Source organism: Rhodococcus sp. NPDC003318, assembly GCF_042879035.1.
Lineage (GTDB): Bacteria > Actinomycetota > Actinomycetes > Mycobacteriales > Mycobacteriaceae > Rhodococcus_G.
In genome coordinates this window covers 92,204-114,299 of the sequence record NZ_JBIAOU010000015.1, presented here as the reverse complement: position 1 = coordinate 114,299, position 22,096 = coordinate 92,204, and the positions used below count along the sequence as shown (strand labels likewise).

Here is a 22,096-nt window from a genome sequence, read left to right as displayed (position 1 = left end):
TACGCCGTCGTACGCAAACTCCAACGCGCACTGGCCTATTGGATCGGGACCTGCCCGACCTGCCACCACACCTTCCCCACCTAACAAAGTCCTACCAGTACCTGCGCATGGAAGTCATGGCCATGATCACTCTCGGGTTGACGCTCGAGTTCATGACCGATTCGCCCCGGGCGATCGAGAACTACGAGCGGGCACTGCGCATCACCGAAGGGCACGGGGAAACGAACTATCAGTCGTACCTGGTGTGGGGGCTGGCCATCGCGAGGTGGAACCTGGGCGACCACGAGCGACCCGCAGAGCTCCTGAAGCAGGCACTGAAACTGGGGCGCAAGATCAACGACCGGTTGAACACGGGCATGTGCATGCAGGCGATGTCGTGGGTCGCGGTGGACAACAACGACCCGCGGCGCGCCGCCGTGTTGATGGGCGCAGCGGAGGGGGTCACCCGGTCGGCCGGCGGCACGAAGGTCGTCGTGCCCGGCCTGAGCCTGTTCCAGGACGCGTGCGAGCGGGACGTGCGAAACAAGCTCGGCGAGAAGGTGTTCGAGGAAGCGTGCCGCAAGGGAGCCGAGCTCGGGTTCCACGACGCCGTCGACTTCGCACTCGGCGAGGAACGCCCACGCTCGCGGACGTCCGGCACCGGCCGCTCGACGCGACCGACGAAACGCGAACTCGAGGTCGCGGACCTGGTGGCCGAGGGTCTGACCGACAAGGAGATCGCCGCACGCCTGGTGATCTCCCCACGCACCGCGCAGGGGCACGTCGAACACCTGCTCGTGAAACTGGGATTCAACTCGCGAGCGCAGATCGCCGTGTGGGTCGCCCAGTCCCGACGCGATGAGGCGGAAGACCAGCCTTCCGGAGACTAGCCCAGCGCGCGGCGGATCAGCGCCTCGGTGTCGGCGCTGAACGCGACGAGGGTGACGACCTCGACGGTGGTGCGGCTCGAGCGGATGGCGTCGATCGCCTGCCGGATCGCGTCGTCCTTGGGCCAGCCGTAGGCGCCGGACGAGATGAGCGGGAACGCCACGGTTTTCGCGCCGAGGGACGCGGCGAGAGTGAGGCTGCGGGTGTAGGCGGCGCGCAGCAGCGCGGAGCGGTCGTCGTCCGGGGACCAGCGCGGCCCGACCGTGTGGATGAGCGTCGTGGCCGGCAGCCGGCCCGCGGTCGTGGCCACCGCCGCACCGACGGCGAGCCCGTCCGGCAGCGTCGTCTCACGCAGCAGCCGGCAGGCGGCGAGGATGTCGCGGCCGCCCGCGCGGTGGATGGCGCCGTCGACGCCCCCGCCGCCGAGCAGGGAGGGCTTCGCGGCGTTGACGATCGCGTCGACGCGCATCGTGGTGATGTCGCCCCGGACGACGCCAATCCGCGGCCCGGCTGCAGCGCGCCGGGGCTGGTACTCGGGGGCCGTGGCGGCCGCCCACAGTTCCGGCTTCGGACGCGCCCACGGCATCGCCTTCAGGACGTCGCGCGGATCGCGCCGGAGCAGGACGGAGTAGCGGGCGGCCACGGACGGGGTGCGGCTGTGCGCCTGCACGCAGTGCAGCAGCACCTTCTTGCCCTCGGCGCGCAGCGCCTGCACGGTGCGGGCGGCGTCGTCGACGACGAAGTCGAGGTTCGGGTTCTCGTCGTGGCCGCCGTCGACGAGCCGGAACTCGACGTGCTCGGTCGACACCTGCCGAGTTCCCATGCGGCACAGGCTGACCACCGCATCGACGCCGCCGCGGGCGACGGCATCCACGCCGCCGAGGAGGACGCCGTCGTCGTGCGGGTGCACCGCGACGTGCCCGGTCCCCGGGAAACGGGAGTAGTCGAGGACCTTCACGGACGGCCATCCGTGCCGGTCGTCGCGGCCGCCGTTCGCGGTCAGGGTCGCCAGCCGCATCAGGTCCGACGCGGTGTGTCCGGGCCAGCCGTGCAGGATGCGCCGCCACCGCGCCGGGACCGCGGACGCGCCCCACCGCCCGCCGAGCAGGCCGCCCGCGATGGCGGCGGTGGTGTCGGTGTCGCCGCCCGCGCGGACCGCGGCCTCGAGCGCGCGCTGCAGGTGCCGGGCGTCGGACGCGTCGGTGGTGGTGATCGCCCACCACGCGGTCTGCAGCGCGTGCACCACCCAGCCGTTGTTAGGAAAGTCTGCGGGAGAGCCGGTTTCGGCCTGGTCGAGCAGCGGCGACCAGTACGCCGCGACGTCCGCGGGTGCGGTGGCGAGGTAGTGGCGGACGCCGTCGAAGGTGCCGTGCAGCACGGCGTGCCGGATGGCGTGCGTCCAGATCTGGCAGGCCTCGATCGCGCGCTGGTCGTCGTGGGTCAGTGACGCGATCTGCGCGGCGGCGTGCGCGCAGGCCGCGGCGTCGTGGAGGTAGCCGAGGGCGACCGGCGCGGTCCGCATGAGGGACCCGTTGCCGCCCGTGCGGCCGGTCAGCTCGCGGGCGCGCGCCTGCATCGCCGCCGCGGACGCAGGGCGGTGGCCCAGTACCGCGCGGGTCTGGTTGCCGATGTCGGCGGGCTCGGAGTCGTACCAGCGGACGAACTGCGCCGCGACGGCGTCGAGGCCGGTGCCGCGGCCGATGTCGGCACCGGTGGCGGCGACCTCGGCGATCGCGACGGCCATCGCGGTGTCGTCGGTCCATTCTCCGGGTGCCCAGTGGAAGGGACCGCCGCCGATCATGTCGATCGTCGCCTCGGCGGAGGGGTGGGTGAACTCGTAGCCCGCGCCGAGCGCGTCGCCCGCGGCGGTGGCGAGCAGCACGCCGGCGGCGCGGTCGCTCTGGCTGGTCGTGAGGTCCATCGAAGCTCCTTCGATCAAGTCTGAGCAAACTATAGATCGAATATGCGCTAAGTGGCAAGGTGGGTCCGCCGCCGCTACGACAGCACCCACTTCCCCCCTCGGCTGAAGGTCACCTTCATGCGGTCAGGCCGCACGAAGGTGACCTTCAGCCGTCGAGGGAGCGGGTGATGACCGTTATGGGGCTGCGCACTCGAAACTGGTTGCGTCGTCGATGCTTCCGGTGCCCGTGTAGCGCGGCCACGTGGGGGTACTCGGACAGCGGACGCGAGCGGTCGGTCGCGTCGTAGGTGACCGGATCGGTGGGGCCTTCGCCGTGGTCGACCCAGCGCTCGACTGCGCTGAGCGAATCTCAGGACCCGGCGAAGTGGGCGGTGCCGCAGGCTGTTCCGGCAGGGCGGTTTTCCGCGACGCCTCGGCCAGTGGTTGGGTCGGTGCGGGACGTCACCCGGACATCGCGGGCGATCGGGACGAGTCGGTCAGTTCGGTTCGTCGAAGAGGGTGAGCTCGTCGGGGTCGTCGAACAGCGTCGCCTGCCGCGGCGCGGGTGCCGGCGGGGCCGGGTGGTCGCCGGGGCGGGAGAAGGTGACGACGCGCAGCGCGCCCCGCAGCGCGTCGTGGGTCTGCGACCAGGCGGAGTGTTCGCTCTCGCAGAGGTCGATCTCGTCGGTCTCGTCGGCGTCCCGGGCCTTGGTGAGGTTGTCGCGCCACTCGGACTTCTGCTCGGCGGCGATGCGCAGGTAGTCGAGGACGGTGGCGCGGTCGCGGTCGCAGATCTCGGCGACCGTGTCGTCGTCGAGGCTGTCGCGGGCGTAGAGCACCAGCTGCACGAGGGTGAGGAGTGCGGCGGGGATCTCCGGTTCGCATTCGTGGTCCGCGGCGGCGGTGGCGCGGTGTCCGACGGCGTCGAAGCGGGCGGCGAACGCCTGGTCGACGGTGCCGAGGAAGGTGGAGACGCGGTCGATCTGGTCGGTGAGATGCCGTGGCACGAACGGGAATCCGGGGATCTCGACGACGGCGTTGAGTCGGTCCTCGCGCAGCACGAACCGGATGTGCGACCACTGCGCGGTCAGGTCGGCGACGATCTCGGCGGCGCGGGTGCGTCCACCGATGCGGTAGAGGAGCGGCACCCACAGCCGGACGACCGGTTCGCGCGGGTGCGGCACCACGAACACGGAGTGGCCCTCGACGGACAGCACGAAGTCGCCGTCGGCGTCGGTGGCGGGGAGTTCGCCGAGCACGTCGGTGAGGGTGTTCTCGACGAGGCGGCGCAGGTGGTCGGGGTCGCGGGGCGTCACGGCCAGCATCGGTTCGAGGTCGGTGACCTCGGGTGGTGTCGACGTCAGCGCGGCGACGGGGGACTCGGGTGCCTCGCCGGCGGTGTCGATGCGCAGGAAGCTGGGGTGCGGAACGCTCCAGATCTCGCGGAACACGGTGACGGCCATCGCGGCGAGCTGGTCGGAGAAGCGGGAGGGGCGGTCGAGGAAGAATGCCGGCGATCCGTCCGCCGATTCCTCGTCGGGGGCGCAGGTGGGTGGCTGCCAGCCCAGTTCGAGCAGCAGCGACTCGGCGTCGGGGGAGAGAGCGAAGCGGGGGGCGAGGAATGCGTTGGACGGCACCTCGCAGCGCACCTGTCCGCGTGCCCAGCCGAGGAACTGCACGCACGGGGCGTAGCCGTCGGCGGTGTCGTCGCGGTCGGGGAGTTCGACGACGAGGATGTCGTCGTCGCGCATGGCGCCGACGTGGTCGGCGAGCGCACCGCGGAACATCCGCCACGCCAGTTCGACTGCGTGGTCGAACTTTTCGACGTCGGACACTGCATCCCCCTTCAGGCCGTCAGTTCGTGCACCCAGGGGTGCACGAGCTGACGGGAGGCTATCGCGCGGCACCTACAGAACCGGGCCGCGTCGTGGTCGGAGGCGGTCAGCGTCCGGGTTCGCCGACGGGGATCGTGTCGCCGAGGTGGCCACCGTCGCCGCAGGCGCAGTCGTCGCCGCAGCCGCCGGTGTTGCAGTCGCCGGCGTAGCTGACGTCGTCGGCGTCGCAGTCGAGGGTGCCGCCGAACTTCGCGGCGAAGTCGTCGTCCAGGTCGTGGGTGAGATCGTGGATCTCCTCGACCAGGTTCAGCAGGTGCTGCGGCGCGAACGGGTCCGCATCGAACAGCGTCGAGACGAGGACGTGCTCGCGGTCCACGGCGAACCGCAGCCGCGGCCACTGCTCACCGAGGTCGAGAAGCTCCGCCGCCGCGGCCGCACGGTGGGTGACGCCGTCCACGATCGACGACCACACGTGCAGCTGCGGCCCGTCCTCCGCGACCGTCACGTACAGCGCGAACCCGTGCACCGGGACGACGATGTCGCCGTCCTCGTCGACGGCCGGCGCCTCGCCGAGCAGCTCCGTCAACGCGCGGACCGCCAGGTCACGCAGCTGATCGCGATCCTCCGTGGCCACGGCGAACGCGCCGTCGAGCTGCAGGGGGAGGTTGTCCTCGTCGCTCATGATGTCCCTCTTCTGCGCCGAACGCGCGGGTGATGGCAGATGCGCCGTCAACCGTAGCGCGCCGTGCTGTCCCTGGCTCGATACGGGGCTCTGTCGGAAGTGGTCGCGGAGCGAGACGATGCGCGCTTTCAGGCTAGCGGTACGGTCCGGCGTAGCTTGGCCGACGATCGGGATCGAAGCCCGCCCCACGGCTACCGTTGCGGTGCTGCCTGGGAAGCTCGCACTGGAGTTGACCGTTCGGGCCCCGTCGCTGCGGCTGCAAGCACGTGATCCAGCAGGTCATCGACCTTTGATCGACCTGGTGTGTGGATACTCGCTGGAGGTCGGCTTCGGACTCGTCCCACCAACGTACCGGCGGGACAGCCGACTGCGGCGAGCGAAGAACATGGCTCGACATCCTCAACGAAAGGTTCTCCGCTCCGCTGGAACCGCGCAGTCCCACAAACTGTGACGAACGAGGTCACGAACTCGAAAGAGGTCGTGACCTCGTTCTTTGTTGCCCAGAAGCCCCTGTGTCCCACTTTGGGTGGGTGGGAGGCTGCGGCCCCGTTTCACCGCGCTGTCGAGATCGCTCCAGTGCCCTGCGTGCCGCACCGATCGAGGTGGGAGAATTTCACGCGGAGGTGCGGCAGTATCGAGTCGTCGGCGGCTGCCGACGGCATTCAGGATGCAGCGGAAGGCGAAACGTGGCGCTCAAGAAGTCGGATCTGTACTCGTCGCTATGGGCAAGTTGCGACCAGCTTCGTGGCGGCATGGATGCCAGCCAGTATAAGGACTACATCCTGACGCTGCTGTTCGTGAAGTACGTGTCTGACAAGGCCAAGGCCGACTCGAACAGCCTCATAGAGGTACCTAACGGCGGCTCGTTCGAGGACATGCTCGCCGCGAAAGGCGACAAGGAGATTGGCGACCGCTTCAACAAGATCATCGCCAAGCTCGCCGAGGCCAACGACCTGCGCAACGTCATCGACCAGGCTGACTTCAACGACGAGGAGAAGCTCGGCAAGGGCAAGGAGATGCAGGACCGCCTCTCCAAGCTCGTTACCATCTTCAACGACCTCGACTTCCGGGGCTCGCGCGCAGAGGGCGACGACCTGCTCGGCGACGCCTACGAGTACTTGATGCGCCACTTTGCCACCGAGTCCGGCAAGAGTAAGGGCCAGTTCTACACGCCGGCTGAGGTCTCTCGTATCCTCGCTAAGGTGGTCGGCATCGGTCCGGCCACCCGCCAGGATCAGACCGTCTATGACCCCGCTTGTGGCTCCGGCTCGCTACTGCTGAAGGCGGCTGCCGAGGCGCCGCGGGGCATGACGATCTACGGCCAGGAGAAGGACAACGCCACCTGGGCGCTATCCAAGATGAACATGATCCTGCATGGCAACGAGATTGCCGAGATCGCCAAGGGCGATACCATTACCGGCCCGAAGTTCGTCACCGCCGGCGAGCGATTGCAGCCGTTCGACTTCATCGTCATGAACCCGCCGTTCTCGGTGAAGTCCTGGACCAATGGACTTGAGAATGACTACGGCCGCTTCGAATATGGCCGACCGCCGGAGAAGAACGGCGACTACGCTTTTTTGCTGCATGCGCTCACGTCGCTGAAGAGCACCGGCAAGGCCGCGATCATCCTGCCGCACGGCGTGCTGTTCCGCGGCAACGCTGAGGCCACTATTCGCACCCGTCTGCTCAAGCGGGGCTTCATCAAGGGTGTCATCGGCTTGCCGTCAAACCTGTTCTACGGCACAGGCATTCCGGCATGTGTGGTTATTCTCGACAAGGAGAATGCGCAGGCGCGTACGGGTGTTTTCATGATCGACGCATCAAAGGGCTTCATGAAGGATGGCAACAAGAATCGTCTCCGCAGCCAGGACCTGCATAAGGTTGTCGACACCTTCAACAAGCAGATCGAGATCGACCGCTACTCACGCATGGTGCCGATGAGTGAGATCGCCGATCCAAGGAACGACTACAACCTCAATATTCCGCGCTACATCGACTCCTCCGAGCCCGAAGACCTGCAGGACCTCAGCGCCCACCTGTACGGCGGCATCCCCGACCGTGACCTTGACGCACTTCAGAGCTACTGGGACGCTTTCCCTCAGTTGCGTAGCCAGATCTTCACACCGAATCGACCCGGCTATAGCGACCTGGGCATCGACGTCAGTGCAGTGCAACAAGCCATCTTCGACGCAGTTAGCTTCCACAAACTGCGTGACGAAGCCGCCGGCATTGTCGAAGACTGGTTCGCGACGCACCGTGACGCATTGGCCGGCGTCAATGCCAACACCACCCCGAATGAACTGATAGCGACCATCAGCGACAACCTGCTGGCACGCTTCGCGCGGATGCCGCTGCTCGACGAGTACGACGTCTACGAGCAGCTCATGACCTATTGGCACGACACCGTGCACGATGACGTCTACCTGATCATGGCCGAAGGCTGGCAGGGTGCGGCCGTACCGCGCCTGACGATCAACGACAAAGAACGCAAGCTCACCGAAGAACCCGACCTAACTATCGGCAGCGGCAAGAACGCCCAGAAGTACAAGATGGACCTCATCTCGCCGGCCCTAATCGTGGCCCGCTACTTCGCTGACCAGCAGGTCAAGGCCGACAACCTCACCGCCGCCGCCGAAGAATCTACGCGCGCCGTCGAGGAATATATTGAAGAACATGCCGTTGAAGACGGCTCGCTCGCCGATGCTATGGAGGACGACAAGATTTCCAAGGCGCTCGTCGCTACGCGACTGAAGGTGATCAAGGTCGGCGGCGATCATGATGAGATCAAGGCGCTACAGCAGGTAACCAAGCTGTACAACGCCGAAGCAGCTGCCAAGAAGGCTGCTAAGGATGCCCAGGCTGAGCTCGACCTCGCCACACTCAAGAAGTACGGCGACCTCACCGAGAATGACATCAAGAAGCTTGTACTCGATGACAAGTGGCACGCGACCGTTGCGCGACGTGTCGCCGGTGAGGTAGAAGCATTGACGCTCGGACTGGTCACGCGCATCCAGCAGCTCGGTGAACGCTACGCAGCGACCGTTGAGGACCTCAACTCTGAGCTCAGCAATCTTGAAGCCAAGGTTGAGGGGCATCTAGCTGCGATGGGGGTCAAATGAGCGACGTAACCGCACTGACCGACGATTGGGAGATCCGTACGATCGGGTCACTCGGGAGCGTACGAGGCGGGAAGCGGTTGCCGAAGGGGCGGTCTCTTACTCAGACACCAACCGCGCACCCATACATAAGAGTCACTGACATGCAACAGGGACGGGTCGATATATCCGAGCTCCGCTTCGTGCCCGAAGACGTGGCTCCGTTGATCCGCGCTTATCGAATCTTCAAGAACGACATCTTCATCAGTGTGGCGGGAACCCTCGGAATCGTCGGCCGCGTTCCTGCAGATCTCGATGGAGCAAATCTCACCGAGAACGCTGATCGAATAACTTCGATCACTTGCGATGTTGACTACTTGATGTACTCGCTACTCGGCGAGCCAATTCAGAACGAGATCGACTCCATCCGGACGGTTGGTGCACAACCCAAGCTTGCGCTTGGTCGAATCAAACAGTTCGAGATTCCAATTCCGATGTCGCGGTCTGAGCAGTCACGGATTGCACAGACCCTTCGCGACACTGACGACCTGATCGCCACCCTCGAACGCCTAATTGCCAAGAAGCAGGCGATCAAGCAGGGTAAGATGCAGCAGCTCCTGACAGGCCGCACCCGCCTGCCGGGGTTTACCGCGCCGTGGACCGTGCGCTCACTTGGCTCGGTAGGGAAATGCATTCGCGGAGTCGGCTACGAGCCAGGTGTGGACCTGTCGACCGTCGATCGACCATTTACCGTTCGACTTTTGCGTGCGAACAACGTACAGGACGGCCTTATCGAACTCGATGGACTGCAATACGTGCACGAGCGACGCGTCCGGTCGGACCAGATTCTCAAGCGGGGTGACATCGTCGTCTGCATGGCTAACGGAAGCCGTGCACTTGTTGGGAAGTCGGCGCTATTTGATCATTCCAGTGATCCGAGGTACACGTTTGGAGCGTTCATGGGTGCATTCCGAGTGATCGGCAAAGAAGCTTCCCCGATATACGTTGCGGGATTGTTGAAAACGCACGCGTTTCGCTCGTGGCTTGACGTCATCCTTTCTGGATCTAGCATAAACAATCTGCGACCAGGGGATGTCGAGGGCTTCACGTGTCCCATGCCAAGCTTCGAGGAGCAAGGTGCTATTTCTCAGGTGCTCAGCGACGGCGATACTGAGCTCCTCAGTTTGCGTTCGCGTCTCGCCAAAGCCCGCGCCATCAAGACCGGAATGATGCAGCAACTTCTGACCGGACGCACGCGTCTACAGGTGGAGGCTGTGTCGTGAGTGACGTCGGGCAGATTGAACGGAAAGCCCAGAATCGCATAGTCGCGCTGTTTCGTGACCAGCTTGGTTACGAGTACCTCGGGAACTGGGAGCGCCGCGATGGTAATTCGAACATCGAGACCGGCCTGCTCGTCCAGAACCTCAAGGCTCGCGGCTACAACGACAACCTCATCACCCGTGCTCTCGACCAGCTGGGAAAGGCCGCGGCGGTCGGTGCCGGCCACGATCTCTACGAGGCGAATCGGGATGTCTACCGGCTGCTGCGCTATGGCGTGAAGGTCAAGCCCGGTGTCGGTGAGCAGACCGAGACTGTCTGGCTGGTCGACTGGGAACACCCACAGCTCAACAAATTTGCTGTTGCCGATGAAGTCACCGTCGCCGGCCAACACATCAAGCGTCCCGACGTGGTGCTCTACGTCAACGGCCTGGCCGTGGCCACGCTTGAGCTCAAGCGCTCCAAAGTTGCTGTTTCCGAAGGTATCCGGCAGACTATCGGCAACCAGCATCCGGAGTTCATCCGGTCGTTCTTCTCGACGGTGCAGTTCGTCTTCGCCGGCAACGACGTCGAAGGCCTACGCTACGGAGTCATTGACACCCCGGAGAAGTACTGGCTCGAGTGGAAAGAGCCCTCCGACATCGAAGACCGGCTCGACCGGGCGCTGCTGCAGATGTGCAACAAGGAGCGCCTGCTCGAGCTGATCCACGACTTCATCGTCTTCGATGCGGGCATCAAGAAGGGCCCGCGTCACAACCAGTACTTCGGTGTCAAAGCTGCGCAAGAGCGGATCGCCCAGCGTGAAGGCGGCATCATCTGGCACACCCAGGGCTCGGGCAAGTCCCTGACGATGGTGTGGCTGGCGAAATGGATTCGCGAGAACCAGTCCGACGCCCGGGTCCTGATCATCACCGACCGCACCGAACTAGACGAGCAGATCGAGAAGGTTTTCGGCGGCGTCAACGAGCAGATCTACCGCACCCGCAGCGGCGCCGACCTCATCGGCACGCTCAACGCATCGACCGAGTGGCTGATCTGCTCACTCGTCCACAAGTTCCGCGGCACCGACAACGAGGCCGACCGTGATGAGGCGACCGCCGAGTTCCTCGACGATTTGCGCGCCCGCATCCCGAAGGACTTCAAGGCCAAGGGCAACGTCTTCGTCTTCGTCGACGAGGCCCACCGTACCCAGTCCGGCACCATGCATACCGCGATGAAGGCGCTCCTACCGGGGGCGATGTTCATCGGGTTCACCGGCACCCCACTGCTGAAGGCGGACAAGGCCACCAGCATCGAAACGTTCGGCTCGTTCATCCACACCTATAGGTTCAACGAGGCCGTCGCCGACGGTGTGGTGCTCGATCTGCGCTACGAACCCCGCAACATCGACCAGCGACTCGACTCTCCCAAGGCTGTCGACGAGTGGTTCGAGGCCCAGACCCAGGGCATGACCGATCTGTCCAAGGCCGAGCTCAAGAAGCGTTGGGGCACCATGCAGAAGGTCCTCACCAGCCGGTCCCGAGCCGAGAAGATCGTCGCCGACATCCTCAAGGACATGGCGACCAAGCCCCGCCTTATGGACGGCCGCGGCAATGCCATACTGGTCGGCTCGAGTATCTATCAGGCGTGCAAGTTCTATGAGTTGTTCGTCGCGGCCGGCTTCAAGGGCAAGTGCGCCATCGTCACCAGCTACACCCCAAATGCGAGTGACATCGCCAAGGAAGACGCCGGCGCCGGCAAGACCGAGAAGATCCGCCAGTACGAGATCTACCGCAGAATGCTGGCCGACTACTTCGCCGAATCCGAGGACATAGCAGTCGGCAAGGTCGAGGAGTTCGAGCGGGTAGTCAAACGCCAGTTCATCGAGAACCCTGGCCAGATGCGGCTGCTGATCGTCGTCGACAAGCTCCTGACCGGCTTCGACGCACCGAGTGCCACCTACCTGTACATCGACAAGAAGATGCAGAACCACGGCCTGTTCCAGGCCATCTGCCGCGTCAACCGCCTCGACGGCGACGACAAGGACTACGGCTACATCGTCGACTACCAGGACCTGTTCAACTCACTCGAAACCGCGATCACCGACTACACCTCCGGCGCGCTCGACGGCTACGAGAAGACCGACATCGAGGGCCTGCTCTCCGACCGCGTCGACAAGGCCCGCGAGAACCTCGACGACGCCCTCGAACGCATCCGAGGCCTTGTCGAACCCGTTGCGCCACCGAAGAACACACTCCAGTACCAGCAGTACTTCTGCGCTCTCGAGCAGGGCAACGCAGCCCAACTCAAGGCCAACGAGCCCAAGCGCGTCGAACTGTACAAGGCGGTTGCCGCGGTCACCCGCGCCTACAGCAACATCGCCAACGAGATGACCGCCGCCGGCTACACGCAGGTCGAGGCCGAGGTGATCAGAGAAGAGATCGCGCACTACATTGACGTGCGCGCTGAGGTGAAACTCGGGGCCGGTGAGGACGTCGACTTCAAGCAGTACGAGGCCGGCATGCGGTTCCTGCTCGACACCTACATTCAGGCCGGCGCCTCCGAGGTGGTCTCCGACTTCGCGGATACGGGTCTGATCGAGCTGATCGTCAAGCTCGGGGTCGGGGCGATCGACAAGCTGCCTGCCGGGATCAAGAAGGATTCTGACGCTGTGGCGGAGACGATCGCCAACAACATGCGCAAGGTGATCGTCGACGAGCGGGCGATGAACCCAAAGTACTACGACAAGATGAGCGAATTACTTGACGCGATCATCGAACAGCGCCGCCAGCAGGCCATCGACTACCAGGAGTACCTGGCCAAGCTCCTCGACGCCGCCAAGAAACTCGGCACCCGGGAATCCGACACCCAGTATCCCGACTGGGCGGACAACGGCGCGCGCCGAGCCCTGATCGACTTCGGCTGGCCCGACCCGGCGATGCCGATCCGGGTCGACACCGCGGTCCTGACGAGCAAGCCGCACGACTGGGTGGGCAATACGATGAAGGAGAAGGTCGTCAAACGGGCGATCAAGAGTGTCCTTCCCGATGACTTCGACCGACTAGACGAACTGTTCGACCTGGTAAAGGCGCGGGATGAGTACCGCTAAGGCGTATCTCACCGTCCGCGGCATCGATATCGATGTCGTCTACAAGGACATCAAGAACCTGCACATCGGCGTCTACCCACCGATGGGCCGCGTCCGTGTCGCCGCGCCGGAGCGATTCGACGACGACCAGGTGCGTCTGGCGGTGATCCAGCGACTGTCGTGGATCAGACGACAGCGCGAACAGCTGCGCTCCGCCGCGCGGCAGTCCGAGCGGGAGATGGTGACCGGCGAATCACACTACCTGTGGGGTGTTCGTCGCCGGCTCAAGGTCGTCGAGCGGCCGGGACGGGCACACTTCGAGATCGACGGCGAGAGACTAGTGCTCTACGTGCCCACTGACACCCAGGCCGAGAAGCGTCGCGGCTACCTCGACAAGTGGTACCGAGACCAACTCCGACAGGCGATTCCCGTCCTCGTCGCCAAATGGGAGCAGGAACTCGGCGTGACGGTGCCGAAGTGGACGATCCGACGAATGAAGACCAAGTGGGGATCCTGCAACCGCGAGACCCGACACATCTGGTTCAATGTCGAACTTGCTAAGAAGGATCCAAAGTGCCTGGAGTACATCGTCGTCCACGAGATGACGCACTACTTCGAACGCCACCACGGTGAGCGGTTCATCACGCTGATGGACCAACACATGTCCGACTGGCGCGAGCGGCGCAAGGAGCTCAACGGCGCGCCACTCAGCCATGAAACGTGGGTTGGGGCCTGACTGGGCCCTCAGCTCTTGGAACGAAGTACTCGGCACCTGCTCGCTTGCGCCATGGAAGGCTTTGCAAAGTTTCTCTTCCCGATCGACGGAGGGTAGACAGATGTCCAGCGTGAGAAGTGGGGACCTCAAGACGTCCTGACTTGCATAGATTTAGTGGCTCTTCCTGATTCAGAGTGCGTTGGTCCGTTCCTGAAGCTGGCCGGAGTGGATCAACGACCGCACGATGTAGTGGTCGAGGTTGCGGAATCCGTGGGCGATGCCACGCAGGTGCTCGAGTCGGCCGTTGATGCCTCGACGGGGCCGCAGTGTCCGAGGATTGTCAACGAAGGTGCTGGACGCCAACCCGGCCCTGTGGGATCTGATCTACAACGGGATGCTGGCGTCGATCGCGACCGGGCGATGCGAGACAACAGCACTCGCTCGAATGATTCTGGGGTTGAACGGTCCACCGAAGTCGGATGTTCTCGCGCTGCCGGAGTTCCAGATGCCGGAGGACGGTGGCCTCTGGCATCTGCAGGAGACCCGATTGCCCGGGGTGTACCGACGTAGCAGCAGACGACACCGAGCGCGAGCCTCGCGTCAGAACAGGGTCGGTTCGGCCAGCGCCCCGGTCCGCGCCTCGTGCAGGCGTGCGGCCCAGCGTTCGACGAGCCAGCGTTCGACGAGTTCGGGCCGGGTCTGCGCCTGTGCGGCCCAGGAGTCGAGGACGTCGACGTAGCGGGTGTACCGGCGGAGTGTGAAGCCGGTGACCGCGGGGTTCTCCAGCCAGCCCTGGTGGATGAGGGTGGACACGCCGTGCTGGTCGACCAACTGGGCGGCCCGCGTGTCGACGGTCGCGCCGACCGCCGACAGGTACGCGGCGAGGAGCACCACGCCGACACCCGGTGTGTCCGGCCACCCCGACCACGAGCCGCCCGGGACGTCGGGCAGCCGCTTGTGCTTCGAGCAGTGGTCGAGCACGGCCTTGATGGTTCCGAGCGGGTCGGTGCCCTTCGCGGCGTGCGGGTTTCGGACGTCCGGAAATCGGCGCCGCACCTGCCGGCTGGTGTGGCCGGACTGCCACGCCGCGCACAGGAACAGCAGGCCGAGCCCGGCGTGGTCGGTGTCGACGAGCTCGCTGCCGAGACGCAGGTCGTTGCGCAGGATCGTTGCCTTGCCGCCGCTGACGACGCGGCCGTCCAGGTCCCGACCCTTGAGCCGGATCTCGTGCTCGCCGCGGTCGAGGTGCCGATTCCACCAGTCCAGGTCGACGACGGCGCCGTCGTCGAGGACGTGAATGTCGTATTGCCGCGTGCTGCACCACAGCACGCAGTCCTCGGGCGGCTCGAAACCCTCGTCGAACGGATGCATGCGGACATGATGGCAGCGAGTGCCGCCAGGACGACCGCGCCTCGCCGTACGGCGCGCCGGCAAAGCGCGGCACGGAGCAAAGCGTGGGTGATCTGTTCTCTCAGTTCGGGGTGAGGACGATCCGGCCGATAACCGTGCCGTCGTCCATCTGCCGGTGCGCGTCGGCGGCCTTCTCCAGGGGGAGGACCTGGTGTACGACCGCGTGCAGGTCGCCGCGGGCCGTGGCGGCGAGCTGCTCGGCACGCACGCGGTCCCGCTCGGCGACGGGGACGGTGTCAAGGCTGAAGGTGGAGAACGTGCGGGACTGCTGGAACGAGCTCATCAGCCGGGTGCCGAAGTCCGCCGGCGGCGGACCTGCGACGAGCCCGACGAGGACATACCTGCCGTTTGGTGCGAGCCGGTCGATGAAGAGCGGGAGGTCGTTGCCGGCGACGATGTCGATGATCACGTCGAAGGACTCCGGGGCGGACGGGTCGCCGGCGCCGGAGCGGTCGAGGACGTGGGTCGCGCCGAGGTCGGCAAGCCGCCGGCCGCGTTCGGGTGAGGAGGTGGTGACGGCGATGGCGCCGGCGCCGCCGCGGGCGGCGAGTTCGACCGTCGCGATGCCGATGCTGCCTGCCGCACCGCGGACGAGCACGGACTCCCCGGCGTTGAAGCGTGCATGCGTCAACGCGAAATACGCGACGGTGGAGGAACTTCCGGCGGTGACCGCGTCGATCGACGTCAGCTCGTCGGGCAGCGCGACGATATCGTCGACCCGGGCGACGGCCTGCTCGACGTACCCACCGCCGGTGCCGGTGAACGCCCACACCCGGCGCCCGACCCACGAGGCGTCGACACCGTCGCCGACCGCCGTCACGGTGCCGGCGACCTCGCTGCCGGGGATCAGGCCTTCGGTGAATCCGTAGCCCGCCAGGGTGCCGCGACGGATGACGGCGTCCACCCCGCCGACCCCGATCGCCTCGGTGCGCAGCACGACCTGTTCGGGTCCGGGTTCAGGTTCCGGGACGTCGATCACCTCCATGCCGTCGGGATCTCCGAATCGTCGTATCGCTATCGCCCGCATGGGTGGCTCCATTTCTGTTGCGTCGGTAAGCTTCTCTCGCGAACGTAGTGGACGGTCCCGTCCACTTAGGGGAAGTGAGAGTCATGACCGACCAACTGCCTCACATGCTGCGCGCCGACGCCCAGGACAACCGCGACCGAGTGATGGACGCCGCGAAGGCACTGTTCTCCGAGCACGGGCTGGCGGTCACGATGCGGGAGATCGCGCGCCGCGCCGGTGTCGGCCCCGCGACCCTGTATCGCCGGTTCCCGACCAAACAGGACCTCGTCGAGGAGGCATTCGCGCAGGAACTGCGGGCCTGCCGGGACATCGTCGACGACGGCGCCGCCGACCCGGACCCGTGGCGGGGTTTCTGCACGGTCATCGAACAGACCGTCGTCGTCAACGTCCGCAACCACGGTTTCGTCGAGGCGTTCATGTCCGAGGACCGGGAGGCCGGCGGCTTCGCCGCGCACCGCGCGACGTTGTTCCGCAAGGTCGCCGAACTGGCCTGGCGGGCTCAGGCGGCCGGGGAGTTGCGCCCGGACTTCGTCATCGACGACGTCGTGCTGGTGCTGGTGGCCGCCCGCGGGCTGGCGTCGCTGCCACTGGACAGCCGACAGGCGGCGGCCCGCCGGTACGCCGCGCTCGCGATCGACGGCTTCCGGGCATCGACCGCGCACGGGCGCCTTCCTCGTGCCCCGAAGCTCGGCATCGCTGTCACGACGGGCCGGAGGAAGACTTCCACGTAGGTCACGGCGTGTGAGCGTCATCCGCCGGTGTCACTGATGCCCGACGACATAACCCCAGACTGCCTGGCAAGCGGGGCTCAGGAGGCCCAGGCGCATGGCCCTCGAGTGTGCTCCAACCGCAGAGAGCGCAGATCCCATACCGCCTGGTTAGAATCCGGACCAATTGCAATGTTTCGCTGTCGGCCCACGACTGTGTCTGGTCCGGAGGAGGACGCATGACCGCGCGCCAGGGTTCGAACTCGTCCCATTCCACTGATCATGTCCAGTGAGAGCCCGGATATCCCGAACATCGACGGCGCCGCGCCCGCGGCGAGAGCCGAGATTCTCGCACGCGTGGTGGCCGCCGTCGACGCCGGCGACCTGGAGGAGGGACGCCTGATTCTGGGACGTGAGTATCCGTTTACTCCGGTAGCGAAGTCGTCACGCCGGTACACCGACAGGCAGTGTCTGCGGGTCTTCTACCGTGACGGATTCCTCGATCGCTACAGCGGAACGAAACTGGTTCACCCAGCTGCGCTGCGTGCACTTTCGGTGATCATGCCGGGAGAGTTTCCTGCACATCCCAACTGGTTGATGTCCCAGTCCCACTTCGCATTCTGGGAGCTGTTTCCGACGATTGACCATCTCGTTCCAGTCGCTCGCGGGGGCGCCGACGAGGAGTCGAACTGGGTATCGACATCGATGCTGCGGAACTCGGCGAAGGCACACTGGACACTCGAGGAGCTCGGCTGGACGCTCAGCCCTCCCGGCGACTACACGCAGTGGGACGGATTGTCTGGATGGTTCACTGGCTATCTCGAGGCGAATCCGGATCTGTTCGCCGACAAGTACCTCGCCAGGTGGTACCGGGCGACAGTCCACACACGGGGGGAGTACCGGCTCAGCGCCACGACCCACCCTCCGAACTGACGTCCGTCACGATGCCTCGAACCGGGCCTCGATGTCGGCGACGATGGTGATCCGGTCGGGCTCGAGCACCAGCTCGGGGGCGCCGGCGGGGGCGTCCAGCCGCGTCGCGACGGCCCGCATCATCGGCGCACCGACCGGGCGGGCGGTAGGAGGCGGCGCCACGCCGAGCATGCCGGGGTCGGCGATCGCGACGGCTTGGAACGTGCCGAATCCGAGGCTCTCTGTGTAGCCCTGCGCCTTCGTGATGGCGTCCAGGACGGCGAGGTGACGTACCTTCGCGAGCCGCCGCGCCTGCGCCTTGCGGCTGACCCACCACCGCAGGTGCTCCACGTTCACGGCCTCGCTCTCGGCGGCCCGCTCGACAAATGCGCCGATGCCGCGGAAGTCGCTGAACGTCACCGTGATCGACGCCGACGACTGGTACACCCACGGCTTCGGCTTGCCGCTCTGGCTGTAGGGGCGGTGCCGGGTGTGCCGGATCTCGTCGAGCGTCCACCGCTTGACGGGGCTGTCGTCCTGCTCGCGCAGCGCGATCACCTGCTCGGTGACCGTCGCGATCGCCGCCGCGGCCGGCTCGGCGGCGGCCTCCCGCGTCGCGCCGTCCGCGTACACCCGCAGCACCACGGTGCAGCGGTTCGGGGCGAACTCGCGCTCGGCGTGGCCGGTGACGGTGATGGCGATCGGGTTCGGGCTCATACAGGAAGTGTGCCAGGGGTCATCCGCGCGTCGGGCGGCGCGTGGAACTGCCGTTCGTGAAACCGGTTAGGATCTCCCTTCCGGTCGGGGGACCGGGCAAGTACCGAACAGGGGGACGGTTTGGGATCGACATTGCACGTGGACCCGGCAGCACTGGAAAACATCACCACTCTTCTCACCGAGGCCGGCAGCGCGGTCGACGCGGTTGCGAAGACCGCGATGGCAATCGGCGATCTGGTGAAGGACACCTGGAATGCTGCATTCTGACGACCAGCTCGGGCGCCCAAACGGAGTGGCTGGACCGGGGGAGCGGCCGCGGGGTGACTGCCGCAGCTGGAGCGTGCGGGCTGCTAGCGCTGTTCCTGTTGATCGCCGCCATCGGATGCATCGCCGAAGGCTGGTATGTACCTGCCCTTTTCGCGTTCCTGTTCGCTTTCCTACTGGTGCTGAGTGTCGTGACCGGAGTCGTCATGCGTCGCCAGTCCGGGACCGATGTCGACATCCGCACGACCACCGTCGACGGCAGCGACGTCACCGAGATTCGGCAGCCGTCGCTGCTGTTCGGTCTGCTCGCAGCGCTCATGACGGTGATGGCGGGCCTGACGGGCGGGGCAGCGGTTGCGCTGTTCCTCAACGCCGCGGGCTTTCCGGGCGCTGCGCTGATCGCCGCGGCGCTGGGACTGTTCGCCTTCGGCTATCTGATCGCGATCGCGACGGGGCGGGTGCGGCGTGGAGGTCTTCAGCTGTCGAGGGAGGGCATTCGGCATCGCGGGTGGAGCTTCGAGTCGTACCTCCCGTGGAGTGCGATCGTGGGTGCGAAAGCCGTGCAGTACCAGTTCCCGGAGACGCTGGCGATCGGGTACGCGAACGCTCCATGGGAACGTGATACCGGACGCGGCTCTACCGGGTGGACCGGCTACCGCCGGTACCCCTGATCGAGGTCGACATGTCGAAGTTCGCCGTCGACCCGGTCCTGCTCCACCACCTCGTCCGCCACTACGCGCTCAACCCCGATGCGCGGGCTGAACTCGGTACCGACGCGGCCACTGCCCGAGCCCGGGCCCGGGACTACCGCTGATCTCACGCCGCGAACCGCGAGTCGCATCCGCACGGACACTCAGATCAGGGCGTCCCGGCCCGACCGCGGCGGTCAGTACGCGGCGTCGGCTCCGTACTGGGCCTGCGCACTCGTGAAGCCTTCGTATACGAGCTGATCGATCAGTCCCGACTTCGAGAACGACGTCATTTCGAGGTAATGCTCAGCGCTCCGCGCGGCCTGCTCGTTCCAATCGGCGTTGAGGCTGTCCGCCGCGTATGTCGCATCCTCGGTGGAGAAGCCCTCGTACTCGAGCTGTTCGATCAGGCCGCTGCGGGAGAAGGCCATCATGTCGATGTACTGCTCGGCGGACCGGACGGCGTTCCTCTGGCTGGAACTGATCTGAGGCTTCGCCGGGGCAGGCGCGATCGTGGTTGCGGGTGCACGCACTGCTGTGGTCAGCGGAGGGATGTAGGTCCGCGCGGGGGCGACCGGCGCGACGGTGGTGACCGGCACGAGGGTGGTGACGGGCGCGACTGTCGTGACCGGTGCGACGATGACCGGCACCGTCGTGGTGCCGGGTGCCTTGGATGTTGCGATGCCGGTGGCTGAAGCCTGGCTACTCGCTTCGGCCGCGGTTGCCGTGCCGTCCTTCTTCTTGTCTCCCGCGCCGAAGGCGGCGGCGAGGACGAAGACGAGAACGACGGCGCCGACGATCCACGGCCACTTCTTCCGCTTCTTCGCCGGGGTGTCCGGCTGATAGCCAGGTGGTGGCGGAGGGTAGGCGTTCGGGTGGTGGGGGACGGTCATGGTTTCTCCTCGGAAGTTGCGACGGAGTCGTGAATCGATACGAAAAAAGTTTGGAGTAGCGAATATTAGCTACCGCTTCCGACAGGTTTCTTCAGTGCTGGTGGATTGCCGACAATTCCCGAAACGTGAGTGTCGGTCGAATAGCTGACGCCGCTGAGCGGGCCCAGAGCGGAGAACAGGCACGGTGGAGTGGCGCGAGTGCGGCTCTCGTGTCGTCTGTTCGTGAGACACGGAATGGCGGGTGTGGGTTCGATCGGGCAGACCTCCGTGGGCGGGCGCCCGCCGTAGGCTTGCCGTCATTAGCGCAATAATGATCTAATCGGTTCGACAACCGAAAGGGGGACACGATGGTCGCCTTCCTGAACTCGACGGCGTTCACCGCGTTTGGCGCCGCGACGACCTGGGCGGAGGTGCTTGGCTTCGTCACCGGCGCGTTGTGCGTCTACCTGGTCGGCCGGCAGTCGCTGTGGAACTGGCCGATCGGGATCGTCAACAACCTGGTCTGGATCCTGCTGTTCGCGACCGCGGGCCTGTACGCCGACTCCGCCCTGCAGATTATCTACATCGCGCTCGCGATCTGGGGATGGCACAACTGGATTCGCGGCACGGCCGGGGATCGTCTGCCGGTGGCGGGGACCGGCGCCGGCGAGAGGGCGGTGCTGGCTGCTCTCGGTGTCGCGGGCACAGCCGTGCTGACGATGCTGCTCGACACCGCGACGAACTCGACCGTCCCGTTCTGGGACGCCGTCACCACCGTGTTGTCGCTGCTCGCGACGTGGGGGCAGGCGACCAAACGGTGGGAATCGTGGCTGCTGTGGATCGCTGCCGACCTGGTTTACATTCCGCTGTACGTGCACAAGGGCCTGACGCTGACGGCCCTGCTCTACGCCGGTTTCCTGATCCTGTGCGTCCGCGGGCTGATCGCCTGGCGGCGGTCGCGGGTCGCCGCGCCCGAGCTGGTGGCGGTGGCGTGATGTACCGGCACGCGCTCGTCATCGGCAAGTTCTACCCGCCGCACGCCGGGCACCACCACCTCGTTCGCTCGGCGGCCGCCGTCGCCGACCGCGTCACCGTCGTCGTGATGGCGTCGGCAGCCGAGTCGATCCCCCTCGCCGACCGGGTCTCGTGGATGCGGCAGTCGCACACCGCCGACCCGTCGGTGACCGTCACCGGCATCGCCTGCGACGCGCCGATGGACCTCGGGTCCGAGACGGTGTGGGCGGCGCAGGTGGCGGCGATGCGGGCCGCGGTCCGGGGTGTCACCCGGGTGCCCGTCGACGCCGTCGTCTCCAGCGAGAAGTACGGAGAAGAACTGGCGCACCGCTTCTCGGCCGTCCACGTCTGCGTCGACCCCGGACGCGTCGCGCATCCCGTCTCGGGGACCGCGTGCCGCGCCGACCTCGCCGGGCACTGGGAGGCTCTCGACGCCCCGGCCCGCGCCGGACTCACCACTCGGATCGTGGTGGTCGGCGCGGAGTCGACCGGCACCACCACGGTCAGCCGCGCGCTGGCCCGGCATTACCGGAGTGCCTGGAACCGGACGCAATGGGTGCCCGAGTACGGGCGGCAGGCCACGCACGACAAGCTCGACGCGCTGCGACGCCGGCACCCGGACGCGTCGATGGACGACCTGACGTGGACCGGCACCGACTTTGCGCGCATCGCTGCCGAGCAGACGCGGCTCGAGGACGCCGCTGCCCGCACGGGGTCACCCGTCCTTGTCTGCGACACCGACGCCTTCGCGACGACAGTGTGGGAGCGGCGCTACCTCGGGACGTCCGTGCACGCAGTCGCCCCGGACCGTCGCGCGCTGTACCTGCTCACCGACCACGTCGGAGTTCCGTTCGTGCAGGACGGGATTCGCGACGGCGAGCACGTCCGCGCGGACATGACCGGCTGGTTCGAGGATGCACTCACCGCGGCCGGCCGGTCGTGGGTGCTGCTGACCGGCGGCCTCGCCGACCGGGTCGACCTGGCCGTGCGTGTCACCGACCAGGCGCTGCGCCTGAACGTGACGTTCGCGGATCCGCTGTGACGG

19 protein-coding genes and 2 pseudogenes are annotated in these 22,096 nt (G+C 66.1%); 12 read left to right on the top strand and 9 right to left on the bottom strand.

The window, feature by feature from the left end; translation table 11 throughout:
- The first annotated feature begins 116 nt into the window (after positions 1 to 116).
- A complete protein-coding gene (locus ACFYVR_RS20855; RefSeq protein ID WP_387476676.1) occupies positions 117 to 869 on the top strand; it encodes a LuxR C-terminal-related transcriptional regulator in 753 nt (250 codons plus the stop codon).
- Here the strand turns inward: ACFYVR_RS20855 and ACFYVR_RS20850 are convergent.
- The 4 genes and pseudogenes from ACFYVR_RS20850 to ACFYVR_RS20835 all read right to left on the bottom strand — a co-directional run bounded on the left by ACFYVR_RS20850 (position 866) and on the right by ACFYVR_RS20835 (position 5,284).
- Positions 866 to 1,453 (bottom strand): O-acetyl-ADP-ribose deacetylase, encoded by a 588-nt coding sequence (locus ACFYVR_RS20850; RefSeq protein WP_387476686.1) that lies wholly within the window; start codon positions 1,451 to 1,453, stop codon positions 866 to 868. The two genes, ACFYVR_RS20855 and ACFYVR_RS20850, sit on opposite strands and share 4 nt — an antisense overlap.
- A 399-nt stretch (positions 1,454 to 1,852) precedes the next feature.
- A pseudogene (locus tag ACFYVR_RS20845) lies at positions 1,853 to 2,788 on the bottom strand (ADP-ribosylglycohydrolase family protein); the annotation flags it as partial.
- 476 nt (positions 2,789 to 3,264) lie between these two features.
- A complete protein-coding gene (locus ACFYVR_RS20840; RefSeq protein ID WP_387476674.1) occupies positions 3,265 to 4,602 on the bottom strand; it encodes a hypothetical protein in 1,338 nt (445 codons plus the stop codon).
- Between the two features lie 106 nt (positions 4,603 to 4,708).
- Complete coding sequence (locus tag ACFYVR_RS20835; RefSeq protein WP_387476672.1) at positions 4,709 to 5,284, bottom strand: hypothetical protein; 576 nt, start codon at positions 5,282 to 5,284, stop codon at positions 4,709 to 4,711.
- 686 nt (positions 5,285 to 5,970) lie between these two features.
- Here ACFYVR_RS20835 and ACFYVR_RS20830 point away from each other — a divergent pair.
- The 4 genes from ACFYVR_RS20830 to ACFYVR_RS20815 are packed head-to-tail and all read left to right on the top strand — an operon-like array spanning position 5,971 to position 13,460.
- On the top strand, positions 5,971 to 8,403 hold the full coding sequence (locus tag ACFYVR_RS20830) for a type I restriction-modification system subunit M (protein WP_387476670.1): 2,433 nt from the start codon (positions 5,971 to 5,973) through the stop codon (positions 8,401 to 8,403).
- Entirely contained in the window at positions 8,400 to 9,662 is a 1,263-nt protein-coding gene (locus tag ACFYVR_RS20825; protein WP_387476668.1) for a restriction endonuclease subunit S, read from the top strand. The genes ACFYVR_RS20830 and ACFYVR_RS20825 overlap by 4 nt, the downstream gene beginning before the upstream one ends.
- Positions 9,659 to 12,745: a type I restriction endonuclease subunit R gene (locus ACFYVR_RS20820; RefSeq protein ID WP_387476666.1), complete on the top strand. Its 3,087-nt coding sequence runs from the start codon at positions 9,659 to 9,661 to the stop codon at positions 12,743 to 12,745. Before ACFYVR_RS20825 ends, ACFYVR_RS20820 begins: the two co-directional genes overlap by 4 nt.
- Positions 12,732 to 13,460, top strand: coding sequence for a M48 family metallopeptidase (locus ACFYVR_RS20815; RefSeq protein WP_387476664.1), 729 nt, complete (start codon positions 12,732 to 12,734; stop codon positions 13,458 to 13,460). Before ACFYVR_RS20820 ends, ACFYVR_RS20815 begins: the two co-directional genes overlap by 14 nt.
- Before the next feature lie 168 nt (positions 13,461 to 13,628).
- Here ACFYVR_RS20815 and ACFYVR_RS20810 read toward each other — a convergent pair.
- The 3 genes and pseudogenes from ACFYVR_RS20810 to ACFYVR_RS20800 form a co-directional block, all read right to left on the bottom strand.
- Positions 13,629 to 13,787 (bottom strand): annotated as a pseudogene (locus ACFYVR_RS20810) (ISL3 family transposase); the annotation flags it as partial.
- Between the two features lie 252 nt (positions 13,788 to 14,039).
- Complete coding sequence (locus tag ACFYVR_RS20805) at positions 14,040 to 14,810, bottom strand: hypothetical protein (protein ID WP_387476662.1); 771 nt, start codon at positions 14,808 to 14,810, stop codon at positions 14,040 to 14,042.
- A gap of 100 nt (positions 14,811 to 14,910) precedes the next feature.
- Positions 14,911 to 15,876: a zinc-binding dehydrogenase gene (locus tag ACFYVR_RS20800; protein WP_387476660.1), complete on the bottom strand. Its 966-nt coding sequence runs from the start codon at positions 15,874 to 15,876 to the stop codon at positions 14,911 to 14,913.
- Between the two features lie 83 nt (positions 15,877 to 15,959).
- Here ACFYVR_RS20800 and ACFYVR_RS20795 point away from each other — a divergent pair, with 83 nt between their 5' ends.
- Both ACFYVR_RS20795 and ACFYVR_RS20790 read left to right on the top strand, forming a co-directional pair.
- Positions 15,960 to 16,607, top strand: a complete 648-nt coding sequence (locus ACFYVR_RS20795; RefSeq protein WP_387476658.1) for a TetR/AcrR family transcriptional regulator — start codon at positions 15,960 to 15,962, stop codon at positions 16,605 to 16,607.
- A 333-nt stretch (positions 16,608 to 16,940) separates the two neighbouring features.
- Entirely contained in the window at positions 16,941 to 17,516 is a 576-nt protein-coding gene (locus tag ACFYVR_RS20790) for an HNH endonuclease (protein ID WP_387476656.1), read from the top strand.
- Between the two features lie 6 nt (positions 17,517 to 17,522).
- Here the strand turns inward: ACFYVR_RS20790 and ACFYVR_RS20785 are convergent, their stop codons facing one another.
- The gene (locus ACFYVR_RS20785; protein ID WP_387476654.1) at positions 17,523 to 18,212 is read right to left on the bottom strand and encodes an SIMPL domain-containing protein; all 690 of its coding nucleotides are present in this window, start codon (positions 18,210 to 18,212) and stop codon (positions 17,523 to 17,525) included.
- Between the two features lie 138 nt (positions 18,213 to 18,350).
- Here ACFYVR_RS20785 and ACFYVR_RS20780 point away from each other — a divergent pair, with 138 nt between their 5' ends.
- From ACFYVR_RS20780 to ACFYVR_RS20770, 3 genes are read left to right on the top strand one after another with little or no spacing between them, the layout of a single operon-like run.
- Positions 18,351 to 18,479: a hypothetical protein gene (locus tag ACFYVR_RS20780; protein WP_387476652.1), complete on the top strand. Its 129-nt coding sequence runs from the start codon at positions 18,351 to 18,353 to the stop codon at positions 18,477 to 18,479.
- A gap of 53 nt (positions 18,480 to 18,532) precedes the next feature.
- The gene (locus tag ACFYVR_RS20775; protein ID WP_387476650.1) at positions 18,533 to 19,147 is read left to right on the top strand and encodes a hypothetical protein; all 615 of its coding nucleotides are present in this window, start codon (positions 18,533 to 18,535) and stop codon (positions 19,145 to 19,147) included.
- A gap of 11 nt (positions 19,148 to 19,158) precedes the next feature.
- Positions 19,159 to 19,290: a hypothetical protein gene (locus tag ACFYVR_RS20770; protein ID WP_387476648.1), complete on the top strand. Its 132-nt coding sequence runs from the start codon at positions 19,159 to 19,161 to the stop codon at positions 19,288 to 19,290.
- A gap of 72 nt (positions 19,291 to 19,362) precedes the next feature.
- Here ACFYVR_RS20770 and ACFYVR_RS20765 read toward each other — a convergent pair whose 3' ends face one another.
- The gene (locus tag ACFYVR_RS20765) at positions 19,363 to 20,058 is read right to left on the bottom strand and encodes an Ltp family lipoprotein (protein ID WP_387476646.1); all 696 of its coding nucleotides are present in this window, start codon (positions 20,056 to 20,058) and stop codon (positions 19,363 to 19,365) included.
- Positions 20,059 to 20,405: 347 nt separating this feature from the next.
- Here ACFYVR_RS20765 and pnuC point away from each other — a divergent pair, with 347 nt between their 5' ends.
- The gene (pnuC, locus tag ACFYVR_RS20760; RefSeq protein ID WP_387476644.1) at positions 20,406 to 21,032 is read left to right on the top strand and encodes a nicotinamide riboside transporter PnuC; all 627 of its coding nucleotides are present in this window, start codon (positions 20,406 to 20,408) and stop codon (positions 21,030 to 21,032) included.
- On the top strand, positions 21,032 to 22,093 hold the full coding sequence (locus tag ACFYVR_RS20755; RefSeq protein WP_387476642.1) for an AAA family ATPase: 1,062 nt from the start codon (positions 21,032 to 21,034) through the stop codon (positions 22,091 to 22,093). Before pnuC ends, ACFYVR_RS20755 begins: the two co-directional genes overlap by 1 nt.
- The last annotated feature ends 3 nt before the right edge of the window (positions 22,094 to 22,096 follow it).